12 protein-coding genes and 1 riboswitch are annotated in these 17,466 nt (G+C 43.1%); of the genes, 9 read left to right on the top strand and 3 right to left on the bottom strand.

The features are described from left to right. The first annotated feature begins 8 nt into the window (after positions 1-8). Positions 9-2,414 carry a sodium-translocating pyrophosphatase gene (locus tag PHU20_RS17825; RefSeq protein WP_274826767.1) on the top strand — a complete coding sequence of 802 codons (2,406 nt, stop codon included), beginning with the start codon at positions 9-11 and terminating at the stop codon, positions 2,412-2,414. A 69-nt stretch (positions 2,415-2,483) separates the two neighbouring features. Here PHU20_RS17825 and PHU20_RS17820 read toward each other — a convergent pair whose 3' ends face one another. From PHU20_RS17820 to PHU20_RS17810, 3 genes are all read right to left on the bottom strand, one after another. Further along, positions 2,484-3,194, bottom strand: a complete 711-nt coding sequence (locus tag PHU20_RS17820) for an energy transducer TonB (RefSeq protein ID WP_338040898.1) — start codon at positions 3,192-3,194, stop codon at positions 2,484-2,486. 262 nt (positions 3,195-3,456) lie between these two features. Then, a complete protein-coding gene (gene pepE / locus PHU20_RS17815) occupies positions 3,457-4,167 on the bottom strand; it encodes a dipeptidase PepE (RefSeq protein WP_274826766.1) in 711 nt (236 codons plus the stop codon). 12 nt (positions 4,168-4,179) lie between these two features. Next, complete coding sequence (locus PHU20_RS17810) at positions 4,180-4,794, bottom strand: deoxynucleoside kinase (RefSeq protein ID WP_274826765.1); 615 nt, start codon at positions 4,792-4,794, stop codon at positions 4,180-4,182. Between the two features lie 261 nt (positions 4,795-5,055). Between PHU20_RS17810 and PHU20_RS17805 the strand changes: the two genes are divergently transcribed. The 8 genes from PHU20_RS17805 (at position 5,056) to PHU20_RS17770 (ending at position 17,462) form a co-directional block, all read left to right on the top strand. Beyond that, positions 5,056-5,952 carry a GLPGLI family protein gene (locus tag PHU20_RS17805; protein WP_274826764.1) on the top strand — a complete coding sequence of 299 codons (897 nt, stop codon included), beginning with the start codon at positions 5,056-5,058 and terminating at the stop codon, positions 5,950-5,952. Between the two features lie 64 nt (positions 5,953-6,016). Further along, complete coding sequence (locus PHU20_RS17800) at positions 6,017-8,695, top strand: TonB-dependent receptor (protein ID WP_274826763.1); 2,679 nt, start codon at positions 6,017-6,019, stop codon at positions 8,693-8,695. A gap of 299 nt (positions 8,696-8,994) precedes the next feature. Then, positions 8,995-10,251, top strand: a complete 1,257-nt coding sequence (gene metK / locus PHU20_RS17795) for a methionine adenosyltransferase (RefSeq protein ID WP_274826762.1) — start codon at positions 8,995-8,997, stop codon at positions 10,249-10,251. Positions 10,252-10,322: 71 nt separating this feature from the next. Then, a riboswitch (SAM riboswitch) is annotated at positions 10,323-10,439 on the top strand. Between the two features lie 153 nt (positions 10,440-10,592). Further along, positions 10,593-11,873: an O-acetylhomoserine aminocarboxypropyltransferase/cysteine synthase family protein gene (locus tag PHU20_RS17790; protein WP_274826761.1), complete on the top strand. Its 1,281-nt coding sequence runs from the start codon at positions 10,593-10,595 to the stop codon at positions 11,871-11,873. A 76-nt stretch (positions 11,874-11,949) separates the two neighbouring features. Next, positions 11,950-15,336 (top strand): bifunctional aspartate kinase/homoserine dehydrogenase I, encoded by a 3,387-nt coding sequence (gene thrA / locus PHU20_RS17785; protein WP_274826760.1) that lies wholly within the window; start codon positions 11,950-11,952, stop codon positions 15,334-15,336. Between the two features lie 2 nt (positions 15,337-15,338). After that, positions 15,339-16,508: a trans-sulfuration enzyme family protein gene (locus tag PHU20_RS17780; RefSeq protein ID WP_274826759.1), complete on the top strand. Its 1,170-nt coding sequence runs from the start codon at positions 15,339-15,341 to the stop codon at positions 16,506-16,508. Between the two features lie 50 nt (positions 16,509-16,558). Then, on the top strand, positions 16,559-16,969 hold the full coding sequence (locus tag PHU20_RS17775) for an RrF2 family transcriptional regulator (protein ID WP_274826758.1): 411 nt from the start codon (positions 16,559-16,561) through the stop codon (positions 16,967-16,969). A gap of 226 nt (positions 16,970-17,195) precedes the next feature. Further along, on the top strand, positions 17,196-17,462 hold the full coding sequence (locus tag PHU20_RS17770) for a DUF2061 domain-containing protein (protein ID WP_274826757.1): 267 nt from the start codon (positions 17,196-17,198) through the stop codon (positions 17,460-17,462). Positions 17,463-17,466 lie beyond the last annotated feature (4 nt).

Genomic DNA, 17,466 nt, shown 5'->3' with positions numbered 1-17,466 from the left:
CTGTAAAAATGGATTTATTAGTGAAGTTCTTACCTGCCTTTGGAATTTTGGGCTTATTGTTCGTATTCGTCAAGAATATGTGGGTTTCCAAACAAGAAGTTGGTGATGCAAAAATGGCAAGGATTGCCAAGAATATTGCCGATGGGGCAATGTCTTTTCTAAAATCGGAGTACAAAGTACTCGCAATCTTCGTAATTGCCGTAGCCATTCTCCTTTATTTCAAAGGAAGCAATGAAGTGGGGTCCCACGGTATGGTGGCCGTCTCATTTATTGTCGGTGCCATTTGTTCTGCTCTGGCCGGATTTATCGGCATGAGAGTAGCGACTAAGGCAAATGTAAGAACAACGCAGGCGGCTAGAAACTCCTTGGGAAAAGCCCTTGAAGTTGCATTTGCCGGTGGTTCCGTGATGGGACTTGGGGTCGTCGGACTTGGAGTTTTGGGTCTTAGTGGACTTTTTATGGTTTATCAAAATATATGGCCAGGTGCGGAAAACTTGGCGCTGGTGCTGAATGTGTTGTCCGGATTTTCTTTGGGGGCATCCTCTATAGCATTATTTGCCCGTGTTGGAGGTGGTATTTACACAAAAGCGGCTGACGTCGGGGCCGACTTGGTCGGTAAGGTAGAGGCCGGTATTCCTGAGGACCACCCATTAAACCCTGCTACCATTGCGGATAATGTTGGGGATAATGTTGGTGATGTTGCCGGTATGGGAGCCGATTTGTTCGAATCCTATGTGGGATCTATCATCGGTACCATGGTGTTGGGGGCGTTTATAATTACCCCTGATTTCGCTGGTTTGGGAGCCGTGTATTTACCATTGGTACTCGCTGCGGTCGGAATCGTAATGTCTATCATCGGAACATTTTTCGTTAAGGTCAAAGATGGGGGAAATCCCCAAACCGCACTGAATATCGGTGAATTTGGTTCTGCCGGACTGATGGTTGTAGCCTCTTATTTTATTATCACTGCAATGATCCCAGAGACTGTTGAAGGTCTTCCAAGTGGGGCTATGGGTATTTTCTGGGCAACCTTGGCCGGATTGATCGCCGGTTTGGGTGTAGGTAAAATAACTGAATATTATACTGGTACTGGTACAAAACCTGTAAACTCTATTGTGCGTCAATCAGAGACTGGTGCAGCGACTAATATTATTGCTGGGTTGGGTGTCGGTATGATGTCCACAATGATTCCTATATTATTGATCGCCATCGCGATTGTGGTTTCCTTCCATTTTGCCGGATTATATGGTATCGCCATCGCTGCCGTTGGTATGTTGGCCAATACGGGTATACAATTGGCTGTTGATGCCTACGGACCCATATCCGATAACGCCGGTGGTATTGCTGAAATGGCCGAATTGCCAAGTGAAGTTCGAGAACGTACCGATAAATTGGATGCTGTAGGTAATACAACGGCCGCAATTGGAAAAGGTTTTGCAATCGCTTCAGCCGCATTAACGGCTTTGGCCCTGTTCTCTGCCTTTATGAAAGTTGCGAATGTTTCCGCTATTGATGTTTCCAAGCCTACTGTAATGGCCGGACTATTGGTCGGAGGTATGTTGCCATTTGTCTTTTCGGCATTATCCATGAATGCCGTTGGGCGGGCCGCTATGGCAATGATCGAAGAGGTAAGGCGTCAATTCAGGGATATTCCGCAATTGAAAGCAGCATTGGAAGTCATGAGGGCGGTTGATTCGGATATGACAAAAGCAACACCAGAACAAAGGGCGATATTTGATGAGGCGGATGGTTTGGCAGAATATGACAAATGTGTGGCAATCTCAACTCAAGCATCGATCAAAGAAATGGTACTACCAGGTTTATTGGCCATAGCCGTTCCTGTTGCCATTGGTTTTATCGGAGGGGCTGAGATGTTGGGAGGACTACTGGCAGGGGTTACAACCTGTGGGGTACTCATGGCCATTTTCCAATCCAATGCCGGTGGTGCTTGGGATAATGCCAAAAAAATGATCGAATCGGATGGCAGAAAAGGAACGGATGCCCATAAGGCGGCTGTTGTTGGGGATACCGTCGGTGATCCTTTTAAAGATACTTCAGGTCCTTCCTTGAACATTCTTTTGAAATTAATGTCCGTGGTAGCTTTGGTAATTGCCCCTAGTATAGCCATATCTGCAGATACCTTGACGGCCTATAATGGGCAAAAATCGAATACTGAAATGGTGGCGCAGGAAGTCCGTAAAGAGGTCAGGGTAGAAATGAAGAAGAATGATGACGGTACGGTTAATGCCACTGTAACTACCACCGAAACCCTAAATGGCGAAAAGACTGTTTCTGAAGAAGTGTTCACGGGTACCGAAGAAGAGGTTAAAGCTAAAGTAGAGGCGTTTAAAGGAGCTGATTCCGATATACGTATCAAAGTAGAAAAAGAAGTTGAAGAGGTTATAGCGGAATAGTAACCCAAGACATCTATTTGTATAAACAAACCCTGATGGTAAGCCGTCAGGGTTTGTTGTTTTTTTGGTTTATCGGAGTTTAAAATTAATCGGTATGCTGAAGGGGACCTTTACGGCTATTCCCCGTTGTTTGCCGGGCTGCATTTTCGGTAAAAGTTCGATGATGCGAACAGCTTCTGCTTCCAAATATTTATCCGGACCTCTTTGCTGTATGTTTCCGATACTTCCATCGGTCTGAATGATGAATTGCATATATACCTTACCCTGGATGCCCATTTCCAATGGAATATCGGGATACCTAAAGTTTTTTCGAATGTGTTTGTTCATTTGTTCTTGAAAGCACGCCCGTTTATCGGTGGCATTTTCACATCCGGGAAAAACAGGTACATCCGCTATTACTGAAAAAGGAACAGGTGGCATATCGACAGGGTCTTCGATGATATCAATGTCGCTGACTTCCAAGATTTCCCTATCAGGGTCACTTTCCAATGATTCAATAACTGTTTCCGGTACAGGGTCATCGTTTTCCGCTACTTGGATGATTTCAGGAATTATTGGGGCAGGAGGCGGAGGGGGTACATCCAACGTGATGAATGGCGGCAATTCTTCAAGCAGTTCATCAGGATTGTTTAGGGTCTCGGTAAAGTAATGGGGTTTGTCGTAGGTTTTCCATTCGAAAGCAAAATAGGTCAGGGCCATGACCATGATTAGTCCTATAACAAAATAGAGTCCGCTGTTTTTGTTTAAATCCCTTTGGGGATATTTTTTTGGTTTCATCATTCGAAATTTTAGGTCCTTCCAATGAAAGGAGCGGTTATACAAGGGTTGCAAGTCCATTGTATCGGTATCCGGAATTGATACAGTCGGTTTTTTGGCTTGCTTAATGTTTGGAATGAATCTACGGTTTATCCCTTGTTCCAAAAATCGATATTGCGTAAAGGGCCTGTTTCAATGCGTGGAATATAGCGTTGAAAGAGTGAGGTGTTTGTTTAAAGAAGGGTAGCCTATTTTTGAAGGGGATTATAATCAATGGACTTTTTCCTTATCCAAGAAATTTCAGCGATGTGCCTTCCGGTATTTCATAGGCCTCTTTTCCTTTTTCGAAAATACGGGCGTTAAGTTGGGCTCCTTGAAGTGTCGTTTCTTCGTTTTGTACTCGGATCCAACTGCCTTCACGCAAGCCGATAACCGGAGTGTTGTTGAATTGGTGGAATTCTTTGATACGTGTTTCCCTGGTTTCCCCTTTGTGGGTTGAGGTTGGGTCGGGATCAAGGTAGTGCGGATTGATATTGAACGGGATGATTCCCAAACTGTCAAAACTGGGCGGGTAAACAATGGGCATGTCATTGGTGGTCTTGACCGTGGGGCCGGCAATATTACTGCCGGCACTGGTGCCTAAATAAGGGGTTCCGTTTAAAATAGCCTGCCTTAGGGGCGTCATAAGATCAAGATGGTAAAGGTCATTGACAAGTACAAAAGAGTTGCCCCCTCCGGTAAATAAACCCTGGGCTGTTTCCAGAGCGGCTTTAGGGTCATCAAAGGTATGGAGGCCTACTACTTTTTTTCCGATTTTCCCAAATGCGGAAGCAGCCAGTTCGGTATAGGCATCATGGGAAATACCCCCAGGCCGGGCATAGGGGATGAAAATAATTTCTTCAGTGGATTGAAACAACGCCGCTAACCTGTCAAACAGATAACTTAAATAAGTGCCTCCGTAAAGGTTTGAGGTGCTTGCAAGCAGGCAATTGACCATTTTTATCAGTACTTAGAATAAACCGTTGATTTCGGCATCGATCTTATTCAGGATTTCCCCTAGGTCTTCAGGATTGTCGACAAAATCAAGATTGTCCACATCGATGATCAGTAGTTTCCCTTTTTCATAGCCATAGATCCAAGCCTCATAGCGTTCGTTCAAACGACTTAGGTAGTCAATCGAAATCGTGTTTTCGTAATCCCGGCCACGTTTATGTATTTGGGAGACTAAATTGGGTATCGTGCTCCTCAGATAGATGAGAAGGTCGGGGGGTTGTACCAAGCTTTCCATAAGTTCGAAGAGGCTCGAGTAATTTTTGAAATCCCTATTGGTCATCAGCCCCATCGCATGTAGGTTTGGGGCGAAAATATAGGCATCTTCGTAAATGGTCCTGTCCTGAATGATGTCCTTGCCACTCTCCCTAAAGCTTAGTACTTGACGGTATCTATGGTTTAAAAAATAAATCTGAAGATTAAAGCTCCAACGTTCCATCTGATTATAGAAATCATCCAGATAAGGATTGTCGACAACATCTTCAAAATGGGCTTCCCACTTGTAGTGTTTGGCCAATAATCGGGTCAAGGTGGTCTTTCCGGCGCCAATATTTCCTGCAACGGCAATATGCATAAGGTATTCTAATTATTGTTTTTGAAATAAGTTTAGGAGCGTACAATATACAAGATAACTATAGGAAGTAAAAAACTTTATGTCAATATCGGGAAAAAAATATGGGAAGGAGGATATTTTTTTTGGGCACATATTAAACCTTCTGAATTTCGTGGAGTCCAATGGGGTGTAAATCAATTTAAAGCACTTGTTGGCGAATAAGATCTTATGACAAGGTCGAATGCTTTGGTTCAATGGTTCTTTAAAACAATAGTCCGGTAGATGAAAAATACAGTTGTAGTTGTTTTGTTTATGGTTTTTGCCATGTATGGTGGGATTTCCCAGGATTTTCAGGGGATAGCGACGTATGAAAGCAAAACCCAAGTGAATATGGATTTTGGGAACAGGCAAATTCCGGAAGACAGAAAGAAGGAAATTTTGGAGCGCATGAAAAGGGCGAACGAAAAAACCTTTGAGCTTTCTTTCAATGCTACGGAATCGATATACGAGGAGGTTGAGAAACTGGAACAGCCAGGTAATAATGGGGGTAGACGCTTTCGGTTTGGAGCTATGGGGTCCACAGGTGGGGATTTATATAAAAACATAAAAGAAGAAAAGTATCTGGTCAAGAATGAACTTTTCGGCAAGATTTTTTTAATTGATGACGCTCTTGAAAAATTGAATTGGCAATTGGGAAGCGAGTCCAGGCAAATCGGCAATTATACGGCATATAAGGCAACCGCGGTCAGGGTGGTAAAAAGACCTAATATGCAAGCTCTGTTCCGTAGAAATAGGGACGACCGAAATGAGGCTAAAAAGGAAGACGCGAACACAGAGGAAACTGCAAACAAAGAGGATAAGGAGAACAAGCAGGAGGAGTTTATAGAGAAAGAGGTTGAAATCGTAGCATGGTATACCCCGGAAATACCCGTAAATAATGGGCCTTTGGACTATTGGGGTCTACCCGGACTCATTTTGGCCGTTAGTGATGACGTAACCACCATTATCTGCTCCAAAATAAAGCTCAACCCTGAGGATAAGGTAGAAATCAAGGCTCCAAAGAAAGGTAAGAAGGTAACCCAGGCCGAATACGATGAAATCTCTAGGGAGAAGATGAAAGAGATGCGCGAGAACTTTCGTGGCGGAAGGGGTGGGGGACCCGGAAGCGGCAGGTCGTAAAGTTACTTTTTCGGTATTCATATTAATGCTATCCATTTAATTCTATCCATCAAAATATATTTAGATGAAAAACACTTTGTCCTTAATAGCCTTTCTTGTGCTATGTTTTATTGGTTCGGCCCAGGAAATCGCTTTAACGGGAATTGTAAAGGACAGTACCGGTACCGGTGTGGATATGGCGAATGTCATTGCCATAAATACCACTACAAAAGGCTTGGAGTCCTATGGTATTACCAACCATGCCGGGCAATATAAATTAAAGTTGAAAGCCGGGGTTCAGTATACGGTGAAAGTAAGTTATCTAGGTTTTGGGACCGAGTCATTTACGTTTACCCCTAACGAGGTAGATGCAGTGAAGGATGTTGTTATGCATGAACAGGCAGCGGCCTTGGATGAGGTTGAGGTGACCTATGAAATGCCTGTTTCGGTAAAGGGTGATACCATAGTCTATGACACGGATGCCTTCGTTTCCGGCACGGAGAAAAAGTTGAAGGATGTTCTCGAAAATCTACCGGGTATCGAAATTGATGATGATGGTCAAATAGAGGTAGAGGGGAAGACCGTATCCAAGGTAATGGTTGAAGGAAAGGATTTTTTCGATGGGGATTCCAAATTGGCGGTTGAGAATATTCCTGCCAATGCCTTGAGCAAGGTAGAGGTACTTAAGAACTATAATGAAGTATCGCAAATGAAGGGGTTGACGAATGATGATGATAATGTGGCCCTGAACATTCGATTGAAAGAAGGTAAAAAGGAATTTTGGTTTGGGGAGCTAACCGCTGGTTATGGTCCCGATAATAGGTACTTGGCCCACCCCAAGTTATTTTATTATAGTCCGGACTACAGTATCAATATCATTACGGATTTGAATAATTTGGGAGAGGTGCCCTTTACCCGTAGTGATTACCGCAATTTTACGGGTGGCTTTCGAAGTATCAATTCAAGGGGAGGTAGCTCTATAGATATAGGCTCTGATGGTTTAGGCCTGTCTACGGCCCAAAATAACAGGGCGAACGAAATAGATACCAAATTTGCAGCAGTGAACTTTAGCTATGCCCCCACGAAAACCTTGGATTTAAGTGGATTCGGTATTTATTCCTACACCGGGACCCTCATGAAATCACAAAGAAGTACCACATATATTTCCAGTAACGAAATCGAGAATGCAACTACAAATACGGATCAGACCGTTCATTTGGGGCTTGCGAAATTCAGTGCAAGGTATAAGCCCAATACCGATCTTCAATTGGATTACGATGTGCTCCTAAAACAATCCGACGACAATGAGGTCGTTGACGTGCTTTCCGTTTCGGATATAACCGATGAGATTTCCGAGACCAAAAAACAGAAGCCCTTGGCGGTGAACCAAAATCTAAACCTGTACTATACGTTGAATGACAAGCATATCTTTGCTGTAGAGGCCCAATATTTATATCAAGATGAAGATCCCTTTTATGAGGCGATCCGTAGTGAGTTTGCTTTCACCGATCTTTTTCCGGTAGACGAAGACCAAGAGTTATACAATATGAATCAGCTGAAGTATATCGTCACGAACAAATTGGATGCCAAGGTCGATTATTATTTTGTAACGGGACTAAAAAGCAATTTGAACTTTACCCTTGGGACTACCCAGAGCCATCAGAATTTCAATTCGGCGATTTTTCAGATTCTTGATAACGACAGTACTTTGGATATGGAGGGTTCCGATTATGAGAACGACGTGGATTATAACGTATCGGATCTGTATTTGGGTTTTCATTACAAGGTGATTTCGGGAATTTTCACTTTTAATCCCGGGTTTTCCTTGCATCAGTACAATATTAAGAACGAACAATTGGGGAGCGTGGTTACCGATGACCTTACCGCCGTATTACCGGATGTCTATATCAATGCCCAATTGAAAAAGTCGGAAAATTTAAGGTTTAACTATAGCGTTACCCGTTCTTTTACCGATGTCAATAAATTCGCGCAGGCCTATGTGCTGAACGACTATAATTCGGCCTACCAAGGCAATAGGGATCTTGAAAGTGCCCTAAACCACAACCTGTCCTTGAATTTTTTCAGTTTTAACATGTTCAATTTCACTAATATTTTCGGAAATCTGACCTATACGAAAAGAATTGACGCACTTAAAAGCAGTGCTGAAATTGTCGGGATCAACCGAATTAGCAGTACGATCAATTCCGATTTTGAAGATGAATCGTTTTCGGCGAATGGTAGGTACGAGCGTACTTTTGGTAAAATAAAAGGCTCGGTAAGGGGCAGTTTGTCTTGGTCTACGACCAATAACCTGGTAGATGATGAGCAGCTTACTTCAAATTCGTTTACGCAAAGCTATACCGGGGCCCTGTCGACCAATTTCAAGAATGCGCCCAATCTTGAATTGGGGTATCGTTATTCCGTTAACAATTATGACAACGGAGGAGGGGAGACGACCTATTTTACGAATAGGCCCTACGCTCGGTTCGATGCCGCATTTTTGAAAAATTTCATCCTAACCGTAGATTATGATTTCTATAATTATACCGATAAGGATGATACCATAGACAATAAGTATAGCTTTATGGATTCGAATTTGACCTACCAACAAAAAGACAGTCGGTGGGAGTTCGGTATCAAAGGGACCAACCTATTCAATACCGGCATACTCAATAGGGACAGCACGAGTGAACTTTACTTTACCACCCAATCGTATTATGTGCAGCCCAGATATGTGTTGTTTACGGTCAAATACGACATTTAGGGCTTGTATACCTACCTGGGGTTTCCGTGAAATTTTTTTATCATGGGTTGAAAATTACGGGTTGATTACATTAATAAGAAAACATTTTCATACCTTTGTCCCCAATCTTGAGAGGAAAGATTTGACTGATTGCAACCTCATAGTCCTAAAAATACTTTAGGACCTGGTTCCAAAAGGAGCCGGATACCGTAGTTTGTTCGGTATTGTAAAAATGCTAAAGCAGTAATAGCCGATGTCTTTCGGTATATTCGCCTTTTTCGCAATCTTTCTCTTGTTTCCTCCTGTAAATTAAATCGAAAATGGCATATTTATTCACATCAGAATCCGTAAGTGAAGGGCATCCCGACAAGGTTGCCGATCAGATCAGCGACGCATTATTGGATAGTTTTTTGGCTTTTGATCCCGAAAGTAAGGTAGCGTGTGAGACCATGGTCACTACCGGTCAGGTGGTTTTGGCCGGGGAAGTGAAAAGTGATACTTATCTGGACGTTCAGAACATCGCCAGGGATATCGTTAATAAAATCGGTTATACGAAAGGGGAATACCAATTCAGCGGGGATTCTTGTGGGGTTATTTCCTTGATCCATGAGCAGTCGCAAGATATTAACCAAGGCGTAGACCGTGGGGTCAAGGAAGAGCAAGGAGCAGGAGACCAGGGCATGATGTTCGGTTATGCGACCAAGGAAACGGAGAATTACATGCCTTTGGCATTGGATATCTCACATAGAATATTGAAAACCCTAGCGACCTTAAGAAGGGAAGGGACCGAGATCCCGTATTTAAGACCGGATGCCAAGGCCCAGGTAACTATCGAATATTCGGATGACAATGTACCACAACGCATCGATACCGTCGTGGTTTCTACCCAACATGATGCCTTTGATAAGGACGACGATAAAATGCTTGCCAAAATCAAATCGGACATCATTTCGATTTTGATGCCTAAGGTCATTGCACAATTGCCCGAGAGTGACCGGGCATTATTCGATGGTCGAATAAAATACCACATCAATCCGACCGGAAAGTTCGTGATCGGTGGTCCGCACGGCGATACCGGACTTACGGGTAGAAAAATCATCGTGGATACCTACGGTGGTAAAGGCGCCCATGGAGGTGGGGCATTTAGTGGCAAGGATCCCAGTAAAGTCGATCGAAGTGCAGCCTATGCGGCCCGTCATATTGCGAAAAATTTGGTGGCAGCCGGAGTATCCGATGAGATTTTAGTGCAAGTAAGTTATGCCATCGGCGTTGTAGAACCAACATCCATTTTTGTGAACACCTACGGGACATCCAATATTTCACATTCCGATGGGGAAATAGCAAGTATCGTCTCACGATTGTTCGATATGCGCCCTTTTGCCATTGAAGAGCGTCTAAAACTGCGTAACCCTATTTATTTGGAAACCGCGGCCTACGGACACATGGGTAAAGAACCCCAAAAAATCACCAAGATTTTTGAATCCCCCTATAATGGAAGGATCGAAAAGGAGGTGGAATTGTTCACATGGGAAAAATTGGATATGGTAGCGGCCGTTAAATCGGCATTCGAATTATAATTTTAAAATAATTAGGATAAAACAAAATCACGGCCTTATATTTGCCGTTCAAAGTTCAAACACAAATTGAATTGTTATCAAGAAAGGTGGAGGGAATAGACCCTTTGAAGCCTTAGCAACCCTTTACGTCCAATGTAAAGAAGGTGCTAAATTCTATCTTGATGCTGCCCGAAGCTTCGGGGTCACAGCACCGAATCGGTCAAGAATAGATAACGAAACGAATTACATTCATGTAATTGTCTCTTTCTTAATAACTTTTTGATTATCCTCGTTGCCCACCGCAACATGGATTCGCGTGTTTTGGTTTATTTTAGTAACAACAACAAAAACAAATTAAGATCATGGGTAATCAAAAATTTAAAACAAACGCATTGCATGCCGGTCACGACACCACACAAACAGGTGGAACCCGTGCAGTGCCTATTTATCAAACTTCATCGTATGTATTCGATAACACCGATCATGCGGCGAATTTGTTCTCCTTGGCCGAATTGGGCTTCATTTACACCCGGTTGAACAATCCGACGAATGAAATTTTGCAGAAAAGATTGGCAGCCATTGAGGGCGGGATCGGTGCCGTGGTGTTTGCTTCGGGGACTTCGGCCATTTCAACTACTTTATTGACCCTCTTGAAAACCGGGGATCATATTGTGGCATCGGGCAGTTTGTATGGGGGTACCTTCAATTTATTGAACGTTACCTTACCGCGATTGGGGATTACCACTACGTTTGTGGATGCCTCCGATCCTGGGAATTTCGGAAAAGCCATACAGGAAAACACCAGGGCGATCTTTGTGGAATCTTTGGGAAATCCAAAATTGGACGTATTGGATCTAAAGGAAATCTCAAAACAGGCCAAAACGGCCCAAGTGCCATTTATCGTCGATAATACGGTTGCTTCACCGGCTTTGTTGAATCCTATAGAACACGGGGCGAACCTTGTGATCCATTCGTTGACAAAATATATCGGAGGCCAAGGCACCTCTTTGGGTGGGGCCGTAATCGATGCGGGTACTTTTGATTGGACAAACGGGAAATATCCTGAATTTACCGAGCCTTCCGCAGGGTATCACGGCTTGGTGTACAGCGAGGCCTTAGGTGCAGCTGCATTTACTTTTAAATTGATTTTGGAAGGGTTGCGCGATTTTGGTGGAGCGCTAAGTCCGTTCAATGCATTCCAGATCATTCAAGGTTTGGAAACCTTATCGGTACGCATTAAACAACATAGTGAGAATGCTTTGGAGTTGGCTACCTGGTTAGAAAGTAGGGAAGAGGTTGAATGGGTGGATTACCCAGGTTTAAAGAGTAGTGAATATTACGATTTGGCACAGGAGTATTTGCCAAAAGGGCAAAGTGGATTGGTGACCTTCGGGGTCAAAGGCGGGTTTGAAGCAGCTAAAAAAGTTACCGATGCCACTAAAATATTCTCTCTGTTGGCAAATATCGGGGATACGAAATCCTTGATTATCCATCCGGCAAGTACGACCCACCAGCAATTGACGGCAGAACAGCAAGAGGCTGCCGGTGTTGGTCAGGATTTGATTCGTCTCTCTGTCGGTTTGGAAGATATTGAGGATCTTAAAGCCGATTTGGAACAGGCTTTTTCTTCCATAGGACAATAGGTTTTGTCGTAAATTTGCATACTCCTTTATTTGGTTCAGGTAATGGGGGTGATAAGGTTAATACAGTATTATTAGAATGCTACATCAAATAGAATTAAAAGATTTCAAAACGATAAGTGGAGTGTCCCAGGATATTTCACTATCCTACCAACTTTTTGGTCAACCCCTCCATGAGGCACCCATTGTATTGGTAAACCATGCCCTTACCGGAAACTCGAATGTCACCGGACCTGAAGGGTGGTGGTCTGCCATTATCGGGAAAGGAAAATGTATCGATACCGACAAGTATACCATTATGGCCTTCAATATTCCCGGGAATGGTTATGATGGGTTTGTTATCGAGAATTACAAGGATTTCGTGGCAGGGGATATTGCCCGTATTTTTTTGTTGGGATTGAAGGCCTTGAAAATAGAAAAGCTCTTTGCTTTGATAGGGGGTTCGTTAGGCGGGGGCATTGCTTGGGAAATGGCGGCGGTCGATCCCAATCTTACAACGCATTTGATACCCGTAGCCTCCGATTGGAAATCTACCGATTGGCTTATTGCCAATTGCCAAATACAGGAACAATTCTTGGTCAATTCGAAACAGCCGGTGCATGATGCCCGTATGCATGCCATGTTGTGCTATAGGACACCGGAGTCGTTCAAGGAACGGTTTAAGAGAAGTACCAATGAGGAGTTGCAGGTGTTTAATGTGGAAAGTTGGTTAATGCACCATGGTGAAAAACTAAAGGACCGTTTTCAACTTTCCGCTTATAAATTGATGAACCAATTGTTAAAGACCATCGATATTACCCGTAATGGGGATGCTGCGTTTGCTGCACTTCAGAACAGCGATACCAATATCCATATCATCGGGGTCGATTCAGATCTTTTTTTTACCGCCAAGGAGAATAAAGACACCTTTAGGCAATTGGCACAAGCGAACAGCAACGTCACTTACGGGGAGGTGCGATCATTGCATGGGCACGATGCCTTTCTGATCGAGTTTGAACAAATGCAGAAACTCCTTACGGGAATTTTCAATGCCAATGGAAAGACCGATCGGGTAAAGATCTTGAAGTTCGGCGGTAAATCGTTGAGTAATGGTGAAGGTATAGGATATGTGCTCGATATCATTACCGATAAGGTGAAGAGTGGTGAGAATATTGCCGTGGTGCTATCTGCCCGGGCGAAAGCCACCGATCAATTGGAGACCATGCTCGAAAAAGCGGCACGAGGGGAAGATTATTCAAAGGATTTCACGGAATTTGAAAATTATCAGACCCATTCGTTCAAGAACGTGAACCTTGGAAAGGAATATGAAGCTTTATTTAAATTGTTCGAAGGGGTTTCCCTACTGGGGGATTATAGTCCGAAAATAAGGGATCAGGTGTTGGCCTATGGTGAACTGATTTCCGCAAAATTAGTGACCAAGCTTTTGATAGGAAAAGGGGTTAATGCAAAATTGATGGACTCCAGAAAATTGATAAAGACCGACAATACTTTTGGGGATGCCCATGTAATCGAAGCTTTATCCAAAGAAAACGTATTGCGCGAATTTTCCCGATTAAGCCAAGACACGGTACCTATCATAACCGGTTTTATCGCTTCCACCATTGATGGTGAGACCACTACTTTGGGAAGAAATGGCAGTAATTACTCCGCGGCGATGATGGCCAATTATCTTGATGCGGCAGAATTGCAGAACTATACACATGTCGATGGGATCTATACGGCGAACCCCGATTATGTTCCTGAAGCGAAAAGAATAGCCGAACTTTCCTATAGTGAGGCCAACGAATTGGCAAATTTCGGAGCGACGATTTTGCATGCCAAGACGATCATTCCCCTGATCGAAAAAAATATTCCGTTGCGAATATTGAATACGTTCAACAGTGATAATGAAGGTACGCTTATTAGTGCCAAATCAAATAAGGAGGGTATTCGGTCTTTATCGGTCTTGGAGAATGTCGCCCTGATCAATCTTGAAGGTCGTGGGTTATTGGGTAAGGTCGGTGTTGATGCCAGGATTTTCAGGTCCTTGGGAGATAATAATATAAGTGTGAGCATTGTTGCCCAAGGCTCTTCCGAACGGGGAATCGGTTTGGTGGTGAATGCCGATAAGGCGCAAAGGGCGAAGTTGGCCTTGCAACGCGAATTTTCCCATGATTTCCAATCCAAGGATATTAATCAGATAACCGTTGTGAGCGATGTATCGGTGATCTCGATCGTGGGTCAGGATTTAAGTACGTTCCACAAACCCTACAACGCTTTGATAAAGAATCAAATCGTGCCTTTGCTTTTCAACAATACGGTTACCGGCAAGAATGTGAGCCTGGTGGTCAAGAAATCGGATCTGCACAAAGCGTTGAATGTAATGCACGGACAGATTTTCGGAATCAGTAAAAAAGTGAATGTGGTCGTTTTCGGGCATGGCAATGTCGGAGGCACCCTGATCGATCAGATCCTGAAATCCTCCAAAACCATAGAGAAACGAAAAGGCATCGATTTGAATGTGTTTGCCGTGGCCAATTCCAGGAAAGTCCTTTTGAATAAAAAGGGGATTTCAAAGAATTGGCGATCAGCGATAAAGGAAAAAGGTGTTCCTTATGAGATCAAGGATATAATAGACTTTGCCCAAAAGAACCATTTGGAGAATTTGATTGCTGTCGATAATACGGCCAGTAAGGATTTTGTGGCAAATTATTTTGAATTCGTGGAAAACGGATTCGATTTGGTGTCATCCAATAAAATCGCAAATACCCTTGGATTTGATTATTACGGATTATTGCGGGAGGAATTGGATAAAAACCAAAAGCAATATTTGTATGAGACGAATGTAGGTGCAGGGTTACCGCTTATTGACACCATTAAATTATTGCATTTGTCCGGAGAGAACATCACGCGGATCAAAGGGGTTTTTTCGGGGTCATTGAGCTATATTTTCAATACGTTTTCAGAAGCGGATGCTGCTTTTTCCACGATCCTGGAAGACGCAATGAACAAAGGTTTTACGGAGCCCGACCCAAGGGAAGACCTTTCTGGTAACGATGTTGGCCGTAAGCTTTTGATTCTTGCCCGTGAATTGGATCTGAGGAATGAGTTTTCGGATATACAGATCCAGAATCTTATTCCCGAAGCCCTTCAGGAAGGGAACGTTCAGAACTTTTTAGGTAATTTGGATATCTTGGACCATACCTTTAATGCGATGAAGGAAAAACAGAAGCCGAACCATGTTTTGCGGTACGTTGGGGATTTGCATGGCGATTTAACCAAGGAAAAGGGTACTTTGGAAGTCAAATTGATTTCAGTGCCCAAAGAAAGTGCTTTGGGGCAGGTAAAGGGTTCCGACTCCATTATTGAGATTTATACCGAATCTTATGGGGAGCACCCCCTTGTGATCCAAGGCGCAGGTGCCGGGGCAGCAGTAACTGCCAGAGGGGTTTTCGGGGATATATTACGGATTGCAGAAAAAGGATGATCATGGATAAAAAACATAAATTCGAAACAGAAGCTATTAGGACACAACTGGAACGCACCCGATTTTTGGAGCATTCATCTCCCTTGTACTTGACTTCCAGTTTTGTATTCGAGGATGCAGAGGACATGCGGGCTTCCTTCGCGGAAGAAAAGGAAAGGAATATATATTCCCGTTATTCCAACCCCAATTCCTCTGAATTCATCGAGAAGGTCTGTAAAATGGAAGGGGCAGAGGATGGTTTCGCTTTTGCTTCGGGCATGGCCGCCGTATTTTCGACGTTAGCGGCCCTTTTGGACAGTGGGGATCATATCATTTCGGCACGGAGTGTTTTTGGATCTACCCATAGCTTGTTCATGAATTTTTTTCCAAAATGGAATATATCACATAGTTATTTCAAAATAGATGAGCTGCATACCATCGATCGAATGGTGACACCGAAAACCAAAATCCTCTATGCGGAAACCCCTACCAATCCCGGGGTAGATGTATTGGATTTGGAAGCCCTCGGCAAGATTGCCAAAAAACACAATTTGATTCTGGTCATCGACAATTGCTTTGCTTCCCCATATTTGCAACAGCCCATAAAATTCGGGGCCGATTTGGTCATTCACTCTGGGACCAAATTAATGGATGGTCAAGGACGGGTCCTTGCGGGGATCACTGTGGGAAGTGCGGATTTGGTCGATAAAGTCTATCGTTTTTCAAGGATTACAGGTCCGGCATTATCGCCCTTTAACGCATGGATTTTGTCCAAAAGTTTGGAGACCTTGGCACTAAGGGTGGATAGGCATTGTGAAAATGCCTTGAAATTGGCAGAGTATTTAGAGCAACACGAAAAGGTCAATTGGGTGAAATATCCTTTCTTAAAATCCCATCCCCAATATGAGATTGCCAAAAAACAGATGAAAGCCGGGGGCTGTGTCGTGGCTTTCGAAGTAAAGGGCGGATTGGAAGAAGGGCGCAAATTTTTCGATGCGATTCAATTGTTGTCCTTATCGGCCAATCTTGGGGACTCAAGAAGTATCGTTACGCATCCTGCAAGCACGACCCATAGTAAGCTGACTCCAGCGGAAAGGGAATCGGTCGGTATTACCGATGGTTCGGTACGAATTTCAGTCGGACTTGAAAACATCACCGATATTATTCAGGATATAGCACAAGCCTTAGGTTAGTTTTGTTGTTATAGGTAAAATGAATCTAAGATTTTACATATCTTCGCTAAATGCTTTCGAAGAAAACAAAATACGGATTAAAGGCTTTAAGTTACCTCGCTTCCTTAGAAGATAGACAACCTGTACAAATCGCTGAAATTGCGAAACAGGAGAATATATCCCAAAAGTTTCTTGAAAGTATTCTACTTACCTTACGTAAATCGGGGCTTTTGGGCTCTAAAAAAGGCAAGGGTGGGGGGTATTATCTGATTAAGGAACCCAAGGATATCTTGATGACCGATGTTATGCGTATACTCGAAGGACCCATAGCCTTGGTCCCATGTGTCAGTCTTAATTTTTACGAAAAATGTGAGGATTGTCCCGATGAAGCCACCTGTTCCGTACACAAACTCATGCTTCAGGTCCGGGATAGTGCATTGACGGTTTATCGACACAATACCTTAGCCGATTTAATTGAATAAACCGAAATTCTTCCACGGGTTTAACCTTTTTCGAAATTTCCAAAAGATTCATCAACGATATTAATTTTTGATCGATAATTCTTTTATTAATCGGCTTGAAATTTAGTAATCTACTAAATCAATAGGATAAATCTAATATTTGTAGGGATTTTAGGTGCCATTTTCAGATATAGTTCTAAATTTGCATACTCTATCAAATCGATAGGGTATTAAAATTAAAAAAATAATGATTGCAGACCAATTGATTTTAAACAAGAAAACGACCAAAAGTGATTTTGGCACCGACAAAAAATCAGAAAGTCCAGTTCGTAGTATTGCCAAGGCATTGAGTTGGAGGGTTGTAGGAACGCTGGATACATTGTTGATATCGTATCTGTTAACGGGGAAAATTGCCGTAGCCGCGTCTATAGCTTCAATTGATTTTGTAACTAAAATGATCCTGTACTTTTTTCACGAAAGGGCTTGGAACCTGGTTAATTGGGGAAAAAAGTAAGGTT

This window comes from Maribacter polysaccharolyticus (assembly GCF_028882255.1).
GTDB lineage: Bacteria > Bacteroidota > Bacteroidia > Flavobacteriales > Flavobacteriaceae > Maribacter_A > Maribacter_A polysaccharolyticus.
The sequence above is the reverse complement of the archived record's forward strand: the minus strand, read 5'-3'. Positions and strand labels throughout refer to the sequence as shown.